Genomic DNA, 14,233 nt, shown 5'->3' with positions numbered 1-14,233 from the left:
ATCCTGAGGAGAGTGATGCGATGGAAACCTCTCCCGGTAATGCTTGTCAGGGATTTGTCCATATATGGAAGCGCAGCACTGAAAATTACAGGTTCCACTAGTACGAAGAACTGATCTGGATTGATTTTCCAGGAAGATGAAATTATAAAGTTACATAACTTATGAACTTATGAACTTATGAACTTATGAACTTATGAACTTATGACTAGGTCTTAATTGAGAAGGGCTTTGTTGCACAAACCTAGCATCAAAAGCTTATTCAGCAATATAATTTCAAAATGAATAAGCCTGCCTCTAAAATCTACCGTACAACCAATTGGTCATCCTATAACCGAGCCTTAATTAACCGAGGTAATATTTCCATTTGGTTTGATCCAAAGACTCAGTGGTATGCACAATCACAAGGCAAGCAAGGTCGAAATCAGACCTACTCCGATACAGCGGTTCAATGCTGCTTAATGATCAAATTACTATTCCGACTCTCTTTACGTATGGTCACAGATTTTGTTCAAAGTCTGATTAAACTCTCTGGATTAGATTGGACAGCTCCGGATTATTCCACCCTTTGTCGTAGACAAAAGCATATTGATATTGCGATTAGCTATCAAAAAAGTAGTGATGGACTGCATCTACTCGTAGACTCTACTGGTTTGAAGTTTCTTGGTGAAGGTGAATGGAAATGCAAGAAACATGGGGCTGAATATCGTCGCCAATGGCGTAAGCTTCACATTGCTATGGATGCTAAAACCCTGCAAATACGTTCAGTACAACTCACCACAAATAATGTCAGTGATTCTCAAGTACTCGAAGATTTACTTGCTCAAATTCCCTTGGATGAACCAATTGATTCTGTTTATACAGATGGTGCTTATGACACAAAGTGAACCGTACCGGGTTTGTCGGAGACCAAGCTTTCTGAGAGAATGTCCCGATGAAAAAAGTAAAATATACCCCTGAAATCAGAGAAAGAGCGGTTCAATTATTGATTGAATCCGAGAAAGATTATCCATCGAATTGGGCTGCGATCACCGCTATTGCTCCCTGAGCAGTATACTGCGCAAGGGTTGTACTCCTGAAACACTACGTGTTTGGTATCAAAAATATTTAGATAAACAAAATCCAGTTAAAGTACAGCAGCTTTCAGACCAAGAACGTATCAAACAACTGGAACGCGAAAATAAAGAACTGCAACGCGCCAATGAAATTCTACGTAAAGCAGCCGCTTTTTTCGCCCAGGCGGAGCTCGACCGCCCACACAAATAATGGTGGATTTTATCCATAATAATAAAGAGCTGTACGGAGTCGAGGCGATTTGTAGAATTTTACCGATCGCACCTTCAACCTATTACCGGACTCTAGATCTCTGTGAAAATCCAGAACATCGAGCAAAGCGAGATTTACATGACTTGCATCATGCTGAGGAGATTAAACGAATTTGGAAGGAAAGTTCAGGTCGGTATGGTGTACGTAAAGTCTGGCAAAAACTGAAACGTGAAGGCTATATTATTGCGCGCTGTACTGTTGCTCGATTAATGCAAAAGCTAGGTATACAAGGTGTTTGGCGTGGTAAGAACAAACAAACCACCCATAGCCGAGATGACCAAAAACGAGCAGATGATTTAGTGAAACGTAATTTTACTGCTGATCATCCTGACCAACTGTGGGTGAGTGACTTTACGTATATTCAAACAAATTCAGGCTGGGTTTATACTGCATTTATTATTGATGTGTTCTCACGAGCAATTGTTGGATGGAAAGTATCGACACGGATGAATACAGATATGGTGCTCGATGCATTGGAGCAAGCATTGCATGATCGAGGCATGCCAAAGAATGTGATTCATCATTCCGACAGAGGTGTGCAATATCTTTCCATTCGCTATACCAATCGTTTAGAAGCAGCAAATTTACGAGCATCAGTCGGTACGACTGGTGATTCATACGATAATGCTTTGGCTGAAACGGTGAATGGCTTATACAAAACAGAGGTGATTGAATATCTAAAAGCAGATTGGCAAGGTTTAGCAGATGTACAACTTGCGACACTAAATTGGGTAGATTGGTTCAATAGATTGGTTCAATAAAGAGCGTGTACATAGTGCACTAGGTTATGTATCACCTTTTGATTTTGAAGCAATGTACTATGATAAGATTAACCCGTTAGGTCAGGTGGCCTAACTTAAATAAAAAACTCTCCGACAAACCCGGTACGGTTCACTATCTATTGTTATTCTTACCTGAAATTGATGTGAGCTTATAGAGACAAGGTAAATTTGCAAAAGTGCCGGCTATTCAGTGTTCATTGAATGTTTAATTTAATTTATTAAGCTTGACCTTGGAGTGGCTCTAAGCCTTATACTTGGTACAAATTTTTCGATTGTTATGATGATGCGTTCTACTACATGGATTACAGTCTTGGTTGGATTGTTCATGTTCCAAAGCTTTTGGAATGTGGCGGCGGCCTTTTGTGTCCATGAACAACAGCCTCAATCACAGCAGAGTTATCATTTTGGTCATCACCAAAATACCTTGTGTGCCAGCGATAGTCGTCAACACGATCATAATGGACAGTCAGAAAACATAAAAACATTCAGTAGCGATTTAGAAATCGGTGAAGATCATCAAGATCATCTACCATCGATGACGCATTTGATTGTACAAAATGAAAAAGTAGATGTGTTTCATCCAAGCTCTGAAGTTAAAGTGAATCCACAATTTCATTGGAAAAACAGCTATCAGGCTCCTGACCTGTTTCAACAAAGCCCACCTCCCGAATTTTCCCCGCTCATGGTGGGGTAGCCTAAAACATTCCCACCACTTTTATTATTTAAATAAGTGGGAAAAATCATGTCTTCACAATCAATTATACTCTTGCGTCATAGCTTGGTTGCTTGTATATGTGCAGCGGCTATGCAATATAGCTATGCTGAAAACGTTACCAGCTTTGAATCCGCTTTAGCAAAAGTACAAAGTTACCAGACTCAAGACAAGCTGTGGCAACAAGTTCAGCAAATATCTGAATTGAATATTCAGCAAAGTCGGTTATGGCAGAATCCAAGTATAAGTTTAGAACAGTCTGGCTTTGGCTCAGGTCAAGAACAGGAATTCAATGTTGGCGTTAGTCAACCTCTAGATCTATTTGGTCAGCGTAAGCTGAACCGGGTGATTGCCAATACCTCGAATCAACAAATCCAATTGCAACAGCAATTATGGAAGGCACAAAGCCAACTGATTGTTAAATTTGCATGGTCGCAATTTGCACTTGCTGAGGTTGAGCAGTCTGCTTATTCAGTACAGTTAAAAACAAGTAAAGCCAATCTGGACAGTGCCCAGAAACGCTATCAGGCAGGCAGTATTGCCCTGGTTGATTTTGAGCGTACCCAAATTGAAGCGCTAGAAATCCAACGACTTTATCAGCAAGCGATGCTGAATAAACAAGCTGCCGGTCGTCAGCTGTCTAATTTGTGGGGGGGAGAAACATCTTCACATCTTCAATTGAATAAAACCGCTATCCCTTGGCCAGAGCAAAGTCTCCAAACTGTGCAACGGTATATTGCTGAAGGGTGGCTAGAAAAATTCTATGCCTTGAACATTCAGCAATCGGATCATCAAATTGAAAATTTAAGAATTCAGGCACGTCCCAATCCGACTTTAAATGTAGGCATGAAACGTAGCAAAACCCCTAATGAAAGCAACGATACGACTTTGGCAATCGGCGTGGCTATTCCACTGAATATTTTCAACCGCCAGCAATATGCGATCCCGATGGTCCAGCAACAGCAAATATTGCTGAACCAACAGCAGCAGCGTGAGCTGAAGCAACAAATACTCAATATTGCCAACAGCATGCATCAGCTCAAAGGTTTACGTAGCCAGTTCGATGCCACAACAGCACAAGTTACTTTGGCGACCAAAGTTCAGAGCCGTACTTTACAAGGGTTTCAGGCAGGGAAACTGTCCATTACCGACGTTCAGCAAGCAACCACCCAACTGCAGAATCTTCGATTGGGTCAATTACAAATTCTACGTCAAGCTTGGCAAACTGCCCTCGCAGCTGAGGCACTCAGTATTGGCACAAGTTATGAAGAAATTAGCCGTTCGGATGCCTATACACAACTGAATAAAAAGGCAGTCGAAGCATCGCAAAATTTAATCAATGGGGGAGCACGATAAAATGAACGCCAAGCAAAACGGAAAAATATCCCAGTCTCTCATGATTGCAATTTTGATTCTGATTACGGTCTTGGTCAGTCTGGTTATTTGGTTAAGTTCAAAAAAAACTGAATCTGAGGGGCATGGTCATGATGAGGGAAATGCCGAACATTCTGATGAAGGTAGTTCTGAAGAAGGACATGCTGAAGAAGGCGAAATACAACTGACCAGCCAACAAATGGTTGAACAAGGTTTAAAAGTTGCTGTTGCATCCACAGGATTGGTTGAAAAGCTGACAACCCTGCCAGGTAAATTGGTGGTGAATACCGATCAACAAGCGCATATATCGCCTAATTTTAGTGGTCATGTCGAGCAGGTCAATGTGGCTTTAGGACAGAGCGTGCAAAAAGGACAAACGCTGGCTGTACTAATCGTGCCTGAACTGATCGACCAACAGGCAAATCTGCGTATGGCACAGGTGAATCTGGATTTGGCCCGTAAAGATTACCAGCGCGAACAGCAACTCTGGTCACAGGGGATTTCTGCCAAACAGGATTACCAGCGTGCCGAAAATGCCTACCGTCAAGCGCAGATTACTGTCCAGTCCTCACAAGCACGTTTAAATGCATTAGGTGCAAGTGGCAATAACAATGGGCGTTTTCTGATTAAAGCACCGATCTCTGGGGTGATCAGTCAAAAAGATATTGTGGTCGGTGAAAATGTGCAACTGGCTAATCAGCTCTTTGTCATTGAACAGCTGAAAGATTTATGGCTTGAGTTTAATTTGCCGAATCAATTCTCAGGTCAACTGCAAGCCGGGCAAAAAATTGACTTTAAAGTGAATGATTCAGATAAAATCTATAAAGCTACTGTACAAAGCTTAACCTCTCAGGCAGATGTACAAACAGGGCGTCTGGTGGTGCGCGCAAAACTCGATGCGCAAGCTACTGAGTTGCGTTCTAATGTGTTAGTGAGAGTGTTGATTCCGGAAGCTACAGCAAAATCAGCCCTTCGGATTCAAAAGTCTGCGCTGCAAAGTATTGAAGGTGAAGACAGTATTTTCATCGTAGATTCAGAACAAAAAGGTCAAGTCCACTTAAAAGCACAGAAAGTGCAATTGGGGCAGGCTTCAAGTGATGGACAATGGCTTGAAGTGATTTCTGGGCTGACTGAAGGGCAGAAGTATATCGCTCAAGGCAGTTTCTTGTTGAAATCTGAATTAGAAAAAGACGAGGCAGGCCATGAACATTAATTCTGATCTGCCAAAACCAGAAGGTTTATTCGAACGAATCATTCAGTTTTCCATACAAAATGCGATTTGGGTGTTGCTCTTTGTCTGTACCTGGATTGCGGTCGGGGTGTATAGCTATCAGAAACTCCCGATTGATGCTGTACCCGATATTACCAATACCCAAGTCCAGATTAATACTCAAGCCAAGGGTTTTACTGCGCTTGAAGTCGAACAGCGGATTACCTATCCCATTGAAAATGCCATGGCTGGCATTCCGGATCTGGAGCTTACCCGTTCCATATCCCGTTATGGACTCTCTCAAGTCACCATTGTCTTTAAAGATGGGACTGATATTTATTGGGCCCGTCAGCAGATTAACCAACGGATACAGGAGGCGCAATCTGAGTTGCCTGCACAAATCGCACCGACGATGTCCCCCGTTTCTACGGGTCTCGGTGAGATTTATCAATGGGTACTGAAGGCAGATCCGAATGCGAAAAAGCCGGATGGAACTGCATACACGCCGATGGATTTGCGTGAGATTCAGGACTGGATTGTGCGTCCTCAACTGCAACGTGTTAAGGGAGTTGCAGAGGTCAACAGTATTGGTGGTTTTGAAAAAACCTATGTGGTCTCTCCCGATTTAAACCGGATGCAGCAACTGAATATCTCATTAGAACAACTGCAACAGGCTTTAGCGCAAAATAATGAGAACCGAGGTGCAGGTTATATTGAAGACAATGGTCAGCAACTGACGGTACGTGTACCGGGTACATTCAATGGGCTTTCTGATATTGAGAACACCATGCTGGGTAGCCCAAATGGCAGCCCAATTCGGGTTGGTGATATTGCGCAAGTCTCTATTGGGCATGATTTAAGAACCGGTGGGGCAACCTATAACGGCAAAGAAACCGTTTTAGGGATTGCCATGATGGCGATGGGTGGAAATAGCCGGACTGTTTCTAAAGCTGTGGATGCCAAGCTTCAAGATATTCAGAATAGTTTGCCTAAAGGGGTAGTGATTGAAACGGTGTACGACCGTACTACCTTGGTTGAGAAGGCGATTAAAACCGTTCAGAAAAACTTGGTAGAGGGAGCAATCCTGGTCATCATCATTCTGTTCCTGTTTTTAGGGAATATCCGTGCTGCCTTGATTACTGCCTGTGTCATTCCACTCTCTATGCTGTTTACCTTAACCGGGATGGCACAGAAAAATATCAGTGCCAATCTGATGAGTTTAGGTGCACTCGATTTCGGCATCATTGTCGATGGTGCTGTGGTGATTGTCGAAAACTGTATCCGGCGTTTAGCCCATACACAGCAACTGTTAAAACGACCTCTCACACAAAGTGAACGCTTTAAGGAAGTTTTTCTGGCTGCCCGCCAAGCACGTCGTCCTCTTATTTTTGGTCAGCTTATTATTTTGGTGGTGTATTTGCCGATTTTTGCTTTAAGTGGTGTAGAAGCAAAACTATTTCATCCGATGGCTTTAACCGTTGTTCTCGCACTGGTGGCAGCTATTATTTTATCGATCACCTTTGTGCCCGCTGCAGTTGCTTTATGGGTTAAAGGGGAGATCAAAGAAACGGAAAGCCGTTGGATGATCTGGCTCAAAACCCGATATCAACAGATATTGGATGGAGCCTATCATTACAAAGCGGTGGTTTTAACTTTTGCCATTTGTCTCCTGGTCATTACGGGTCTGCTCAGCACGAAGATTGGCAGTGAGTTTGCACCCCAGCTGAGTGAAGGTGATTTTGCGGTACAGCAATTACGTTCTCCAAGCACAGGCTTGGAAGAGTCTTTACGTATTCAGGAAAATACCGAAAAGCTTTTACTGAAAAACTTTCCCGAAATTAAAGCTATATTTGCCCGTACCGGGACTGCTGAAGTGGCGACAGATGTGATGCCACCGAATATTTCCGATGGTTATATCATGCTGAAACCACGTGAGGAATGGCCAGATTCAAAAGAAAGCCTAGATGCACTTCGAACCCGAATGGAAGCTTATCTTGCGACAATTCCCGGCAATAACAGTGAGTTTTCTCAGCCTATTGAGCTACGTTTTAATGAACTGATTTCAGGTATACGCAGTGATGTGGGGGTGAAGGTTTTTGGTGATGACATGCAGGTTTTGAATACTGAGGCTGCAAAAATCGCGAAAATCATTCAGCAAGTCGCAGGTAGCAGTGCGGTGAAAGTTGAACAAACTTCGGGTCTGCCTTTACTCAATGTAGAGATTGATAAAGCTTTAGCTGCCCAGTATGGCTTGAGTGTGAAATCTATTCAGGATGTGGTGGCTGCAAGTATTGGTGGACAAAGCGTGGGAGAGATTTTAGAAGGCGATCGTCGTTTTGATTTTGTTATCCGTCTTGGAGAGCAAGACCGTAGTGTCGCATCTGTTTCTCAGTTACCTATTCAGCTTCCAAATGGTGGCAGTATTTTATTGTCGGATGTCGCGCAAGTCTCGACCATTGAAGGAATCAACCAAGTCAGTCGAGAAAATGGTAAACGCCGAGTTGTGGTTACAACGAATGTTGAAGGGCGTGATTTAGGGTCTTTTGTTTCTGATGTACAGACACAGCTCAAAGCATACACTTTGCCAAGTGGTTATTGGATAGAATATGGCGGTCAGTTTGAAAATTTGGCTTCAGCCAAAGCACGGATGCAAATCGTGATTCCACTGGCTTTAATCACTATCTTTATTTTACTGATGGCGGTCTTTCACAATGTCAAAGAAAGTCTATTGGTCTTTACCGGGGTACCCTTTGCCTTGACCGGTGGTGTGCTGTTCCTTTGGCTAAGGGATATTCCATTATCGATGTCAGCTGGAATTGGCTTTATTGCCTTATCTGGTGTTGCAGTCCTCAATGGACTGGTAATGCTGACCTTTATTAAGGAATTAAGGGACAAATATCCAGTGCATAAAGCCGTGTGGCAAGGGGCTATTTTGCGCTTAAGACCAGTGTTGATGACAGCTTGTGTGGCTTCACTGGGTTTTGTACCAATGGCGCTGGCAACCGGAACAGGGGCTGAGGTTCAACGGCCACTGGCAACCGTAGTGATTGGCGGGATTATCTCTTCAACATTACTAACTTTGGTGCTGTTACCCGTGCTTTATCGTTGGATAAATGAAAAGAAAGTTTCTTAATCCAATAGATTAGTCGATTTACAGCAGAGATATTGGCTGTTATCCAATATCTCTGCTCATCATAAATAGAATAAGGAAAATATTTTATGTCAGAACATCATGATCATAGCCATGCGGTTGTTACTGAAGAAAATAGTAAGAAGTTAATGGTTGCCTTAGGTTTAACGACTACTTTTTTAATAGTAGAAGTTGTCGCTGCTTTTATTACCCAAAGTTTGGCTTTGTTATCTGATGCAGCTCATATGTTTACTGATGTAGCCGCTTTAGCTATTGCTCTTGCCGCTATCAAAATTGGTAAAAAAGCCGCAGATGATAAAAGAACTTTTGGCTATCAGCGATTTGAAATTTTAGCGGCTCTGTTTAATGCGGTGATGCTTTTTGTGGTAGCAATATATATTGTATATGAAGCTTATCAACGTTTTACGAATCCTGCTGAAATTCAAAGTGTTGGAATGATGATTGTCGCGGTCATTGGTTTGGTCATAAATTTGATTTCAATGAAAATCCTTTCTGCTAGTGCTGAAGGAAGTCTAAATATAAAAGGTGCATATTTAGAAGTTCTTAGTGATGCTCTAGGATCGATAGGCGTGATTATCGGAGGAATAGTTATTTATTTTACCCAGTGGATGTGGGTTGATACCGTAATCGCTGTGTTAATTGGCTTCTGGGTCTTACCTCGAACTTGGATTTTATTAAAACAAAGTATTCATATTCTGCTTGAAGGAGTTCCTGATGAGATTGATATTGAGTCGTTAAGAAATGATTTATTGAAGCTAGAGGGCGTTGAAGGGATTCATCAGTTGAAAGTCTGGGCTATATCCTCAAGAAATATTCATTTAACTGCTCATTTGGTTGCTCCGAATAGCAATACAGATCAACTCTATCAAAAGGCCTTAGAAGTTCTAAAACATAATCATAATATTACTGAAATTACGTTACAAATAGAAAATACGAAATGTAATACATTGAACCAACATAAACACTAATTTGGACTTTAGTCTTCATATAGATGTTTTGTGTAACTTTAAAGTATAGCCTAACGGAACAAAATAAAGTCTTAAAAAGCAACTCAAAAACCGTATTTATAGACTTAATATTTAATTTCGGTACAATATGTATTTAATTATCTAAACTCTAACGGTACAGAATGCCTAATCAGGTCGGATATATTCGAGTCAGTTCAACTGAACAAAATACTGAACGTCAATTAGATGGAATCAGCCTGGATAAGACCTTTACTGAAAAGGCAAGCGGTGGTAGCCGTGAACGTCCTCAGTTAAATGCAATGCTCGACTATCTGCGTGAAGGTGATACGGTGCATGTTCATAGTATTGATCGTCTGGCACGTAATACAAATGATCTGAACGAAATTGTGAATAGTCTGAATGATCGTGGTATAACCATTATTTTTCATAAAGAGAATTTGACCTTCAGTCATGATGTAGCACAATCGGCAATAAATAAACTCATGTTTCAGATGCTTGCTGCATTTGCAGAGTTTGAACGCTCCATGATCCGTGAGCGTCAAAAGGAAGGAATTGCAAAAGCCAAAGCGAAGGGCTTATATAAGGGAAGAAAGCGGAAGGTTGACTATGTTGAAATACGAAAAGCAATGGCTGAAGAAAATTCAACATTTAGAGGTGTTGCAGAAAAGTTTAAAGTAGGGATAGCAACAGTACAAAGAGCTTTAAAAGAAGAAACTAATAATCAATAAGGTTGATTAATGAAGACGCTTAGATATTCAAATTTAGAAAAGATCATGACCATTTATACTGAAATTTCTACTTATATTACATTTCATAATGCGACTGGTTTAACAGATATAAATAAATCAATGGAAGATTTTTGAACCGTACCGGGTTTGTCGGAGACCAAGCTTTCTGAGAGAATGTCCCGATGAAAAAAGTAAAATATACCCCTGAAATCAGAGAAAGAGCGGTTCAATTATTGATTGAATCCGAGAAAGATTATCCATCGAATTGGGCTGCGATCACCGCTATTGCTCCCTGAGCAGTATACTGCGCAAGGGTTGTACTCCTGAAACACTACGTGTTTGGTATCAAAAATATTTAGATAAACAAAATCCAGTTAAAGTACAGCAGCTTTCAGACCAAGAACGTATCAAACAACTCGAACGCGAAAATAAAGAACTGCAACGCGCCAATGAAATTCTACGTAAAGCAGCCGCTTTTTTCGCCCAGGCGGAGCTCGACCGCCCACACAAATAATGGTGGATTTTATCCATAATAATAAAGAGCTGTACGGAGTCGAGGCGATTTGTAGAATTTTACCGATCGCACCTTCAACCTATTACCGGACTCTAGATCTCTGTGAAAATCCAGAACATCGAGCAAAGCGAGATTTACATGACTTGCATCATGCTGAGGAGATTAAACGAATTTGGAAGGAAAGTTCAGGTCGGTATGGTGTACGTAAAGTCTGGCAAAAACTGAAACGTGAAGGCTATATTATTGCGCGCTGTACTGTTGCTCGATTAATGCAAAAGCTAGGTATAAAAGGTGTTTGGCGTGGTAAGAACAAACAAACCACCCGTAGCCGAGATGATCAAAAACGAGCGGATGACTTGGTAAAACGTAATTTTACTGCTGATCATCCTGACCAACTGTGGGTGAGTGACTTTACGTATATTCAAACAAATTCAGGCTGGGTTTATACTGCATTTATTATTGATGTGTTCTCACGAGCAATTGTTGGATGGAAAGTATCGACACGGATGAATACAGATATGGTGCTCGATGCATTGGAGCAAGCATTGCATGATCGAGGCATGCCAAAGAATGTGATTCATCATTCCGACAGAGGTGTGCAATATCTTTCCATTCGCTATACCAATCGTTTAGAAGCAGCAAATTTACGAGCATCAGTCGGTACGACTGGTGATTCATACGATAATGCTTTGGCTGAAACGGTGAATGGCTTATACAAAACAGAGGTGATTGAATATCTAAAAGCAGATTGGCAAGGTTTAGCGGATGTACAACTTGCGACACTAAATTGGGTAGATTGGTTCAATAAAGAGCGTGTACATAGTGCACTAGGTTATGTATCACCTTTTGATTTTGAAGCAATGTACTATGATAAGATTAACCCGTTAGGTCAGGTGGCCTAACTTAAATAAAAAACTCTCCGACAAACCCGGTACGGTTCAGTTGATTGAATTATAGGGGCTATCAATGCGAGTTGGAAAATCAAAAAAAGAAGCTTTGGCTTCTTTTTTTTTTGATCATCTATAAGTGCTTATACAACTGAGAAAATATAAAACACTTGAGAATTTTCTTAAGTCATACATTGTGACTTAAGAATTTGATAAAGAACATTGTATGAAATAAAAAAGAGAAAATCATAAATATTTGAAAAATAATAATAAATAAAATTGGCATGCAAGTTGCAATAATCTTATGGAGAATATGAGGATTTTGGTATGCAGCAACTCAATGTAGAACAGCCTCCTTGCTTTATTCATGTTACAGGGACTCAGCGTGACAAATATATCGAATTTGAATTTTCGATAGGTGATCCAGAGTTAGCTGTAGAAATGATTATGCCAGTCAAGGCTTTTGAAGAATTCTGCGCACACCATCAAGTACAGCACCTAAGTACGGATGATTTTGCAAAGATTGAATATGACCGCATGAAGTGGCGATTTGGACAGGCCGGTATTAGAGAATAAAAACTCTAGTCTTTATTAAAAAATCAGGAAGATTTATATGCAAATTGATATTAAAACATCTTCAGTTAAGCCTTTAAGAAATACTTATGCTTATATTGAAAAAAGATTTGGTGATAAACCAGCTTCACGTTATCAAGAAGCGACCTACGATATTCAGGAAGAAATTAATTTTCATTACAAACCTTTATGGCAGCCTGAATTTGATCTTTACGATAAGGGCCGTACTGTAATCCAAATGAAAGATTGGTACGTGCTTAAAGATCCTCGTCAATTTTATTATGGGGCTTATACCCAAACTCGAGCTAAACAACAAGAGATTTTAGAAAGTAATTTTACGCTTGTTGAAAAACACGATTTATTAAGAAATATTTCTGAAGAAATTCTAAACAAAGTAACGAAATTACTACTCCCACTTTATTGTAAACAAGACATTTTTATCTTTTATATTCAATGGCTTATTTTCCTGCTAATTGGTAATACCATGAAAAATACCATGCTCAGAAAAGGCTTAACAATATTTTGAAAAATTGCCTACTGAGCGCTGCCGCACAGCTCCATAGGCCGCTTTCCTGGCTTTGCTTCCAGATGTATGCTCTTCTGCTCCTGCAGCTAATGGATCACCGCAAACAGGTTACTCGCCTGGGGATTCCCTTTCGACCCGAGCATCCGTATGAGACTCATGCTCGATTATTATTATTATACTCTGTACACGACAAATTTCACAGAACCCTTATCCTATCAGGATTCTGCTTTCTTAAAATTGCCAAAATTTCCTTAAACTCTTCTTTTTTCCCAAAACCAATTAAACGCTGAATCGCCATTTGAACATAGTCTAAACCATAGCGAAATAAACTCATTGAGAGTCGTCCATGCTTCTTTATTTTTATCGCTTTTTTTTGATTATGTTGCCATTCACCCGTTAAGTAACACCAACAGAAGCTTATAGCTAACACCGCAATCAATTTTTTCACTCGTCTAGGGTCTGTCAAGCGCGTATTTTCAAGATTAAACCCGCGTCCTTTGAGACAACTGAATAAGGTTTCAATTTCCCAGCGTAATGCATAATCCTGAATAGCATTGGCATTAAACTGAGGAGAAACGACGAGTAAAAGCTCTCCATTTTCTAACTGTAGTGCACTTATATATAGTTTCACCCGACCAACCAAAATCCGTCGTTTACGACATTCAATTTGACCAACTTTAAGATGGCGAAATAAATCACTAATTTTATGATTCTTTCCTAAATGATTGGTGACAATGAAGTTTTTTTAACACGAATGCAGAAGTTGATGTCTTGTTCAATTAACCATGTAAACCACTGCTCACCGATAAACTCTCTGTCTGCGAACACATTCACAATACGGTCTTTACCAAAAATGGCTATAAAGCGTTGAATCAAAGCAATACGCTCTTTCGTATCTGAATTTCCACGTTTATTAAGCAATGTCCAAAGGATAGGTATCGCTATTCCACGATAAACGATTGCGAGCATCAGGATATTAATATTTCGTTTTCCCCATTTCCAATTGGTTCTATCTAAAGTCAGTTGCACTTGGTCGAATGAAAACATATTGAAAATCAACTGAGAAATTTGACGATAATCAAAATACTGACCTGCAAAGAAGCGCTGCATACGTCGATAAAATGATTGTGGTAAACACTTGATGGGCAAGGCTTTAGATGCAGAAGAAAGATTACATGTTTGCTTTAAAATAATCACAAGCATGATGAGCGCAAAGCACTTTAAATGTGACTTGTTCCATTTTAGAGATTTGTTTAAGATAAGATATAACTCATTGAGATGTGTCATAGTATTCGTCGTTAGAAAACAATTATTGTGACATTATTTCAATGAGTTATCTATTTTTGTCGTGTACAGAGCACTTTTTTAGAGTTTTTCTAGTTACTTCTGCATTTAAACTTTAAGCAAATGTGAATTTGCTCAAACTTCTTAAATAAAAAAGGATCAAAATTACTGTTGATCCTTATCTCCTAACTCTTAAAAGCT

General features: G+C 40.3%; 9 protein-coding genes, 3 pseudogenes and 2 other annotated features. Of the genes and pseudogenes, 11 read left to right on the top strand and 1 reads right to left on the bottom strand.

The genetic code is table 11. The annotated features are described in order from the left end of the window. Nucleotides 1–278 precede the first annotated feature (278 nt). The 11 genes and pseudogenes from E2K52_RS10845 to E2K52_RS10785 form a co-directional block, all read left to right on the top strand. Nucleotides 279–881: pseudogene (locus tag E2K52_RS10845) on the top strand (IS5 family transposase); the annotation flags it as partial. A gap of 50 nt (nucleotides 882–931) precedes the next feature. After that, nucleotides 932–2,178: pseudogene (locus tag E2K52_RS10835) on the top strand (IS3 family transposase). Continuing rightward, nucleotides 1,221–1,337 (top strand) — a sequence feature (AL1L pseudoknot). It overlaps the preceding pseudogene by 117 nt. A 204-nt stretch (nucleotides 2,179–2,382) precedes the next feature. After that, complete coding sequence (locus E2K52_RS10830; protein WP_227591103.1) at nucleotides 2,383–2,799, top strand: cation efflux protein, CzcI-like; 417 nt, start codon at nucleotides 2,383–2,385, stop codon at nucleotides 2,797–2,799. A 48-nt stretch (nucleotides 2,800–2,847) separates the two neighbouring features. Further along, on the top strand, nucleotides 2,848–4,173 hold the full coding sequence (locus E2K52_RS10825; RefSeq protein WP_035269736.1) for a TolC family protein: 1,326 nt from the start codon (nucleotides 2,848–2,850) through the stop codon (nucleotides 4,171–4,173). Between the two features lies 1 nt (nucleotide 4,174). Continuing rightward, nucleotides 4,175–5,404, top strand: a complete 1,230-nt coding sequence (locus E2K52_RS10820; RefSeq protein ID WP_151205111.1) for an efflux RND transporter periplasmic adaptor subunit — start codon at nucleotides 4,175–4,177, stop codon at nucleotides 5,402–5,404. Then, the gene (locus E2K52_RS10815; RefSeq protein ID WP_096902762.1) at nucleotides 5,394–8,534 is read left to right on the top strand and encodes an efflux RND transporter permease subunit; all 3,141 of its coding nucleotides are present in this window, start codon (nucleotides 5,394–5,396) and stop codon (nucleotides 8,532–8,534) included. Before E2K52_RS10820 ends, E2K52_RS10815 begins: the two co-directional genes overlap by 11 nt. Nucleotides 8,535–8,620: 86 nt before the next feature. Further along, nucleotides 8,621–9,520 carry a cation diffusion facilitator family transporter gene (locus E2K52_RS10810; protein WP_005028603.1) on the top strand — a complete coding sequence of 300 codons (900 nt, stop codon included), beginning with the start codon at nucleotides 8,621–8,623 and terminating at the stop codon, nucleotides 9,518–9,520. Between the two features lie 161 nt (nucleotides 9,521–9,681). Continuing rightward, the gene (locus E2K52_RS10805) at nucleotides 9,682–10,248 is read left to right on the top strand and encodes a recombinase family protein (protein ID WP_006581699.1); all 567 of its coding nucleotides are present in this window, start codon (nucleotides 9,682–9,684) and stop codon (nucleotides 10,246–10,248) included. Between the two features lie 182 nt (nucleotides 10,249–10,430). Further along, a pseudogene (locus E2K52_RS10795) lies at nucleotides 10,431–11,664 on the top strand (IS3 family transposase). Continuing rightward, nucleotides 10,720–10,836: a sequence feature (AL1L pseudoknot), on the top strand. (Overlaps the previous pseudogene by 117 nt.) Nucleotides 11,665–11,976: 312 nt before the next feature. Continuing rightward, nucleotides 11,977–12,225 carry a phenol hydroxylase subunit gene (locus E2K52_RS10790; RefSeq protein WP_006581702.1) on the top strand — a complete coding sequence of 83 codons (249 nt, stop codon included), beginning with the start codon at nucleotides 11,977–11,979 and terminating at the stop codon, nucleotides 12,223–12,225. A 37-nt stretch (nucleotides 12,226–12,262) separates the two neighbouring features. Beyond that, complete coding sequence (locus E2K52_RS10785; protein ID WP_006581703.1) at nucleotides 12,263–12,748, top strand: hypothetical protein; 486 nt, start codon at nucleotides 12,263–12,265, stop codon at nucleotides 12,746–12,748. A 196-nt stretch (nucleotides 12,749–12,944) separates the two neighbouring features. Here the strand turns inward: E2K52_RS10785 and E2K52_RS10775 are convergent. Beyond that, nucleotides 12,945–14,035 (bottom strand): IS4-like element ISAba1 family transposase gene (locus E2K52_RS10775; RefSeq protein WP_085940648.1). Its coding sequence is split into 2 segments (ribosomal slippage): nucleotides 12,945–13,495 and nucleotides 13,495–14,035, totalling 1,092 coding nucleotides; the frame shifts between segments, so codons are not numbered across the junction. Nucleotides 14,036–14,233: the final 198 nt, after the last annotated feature.

This window comes from Acinetobacter sp. RF14B, from assembly GCF_006864105.1.
GTDB lineage: Bacteria > Pseudomonadota > Gammaproteobacteria > Pseudomonadales > Moraxellaceae > Acinetobacter > Acinetobacter lwoffii_C.
This window is presented reverse-complemented; position numbering and strand designations above follow the sequence as displayed.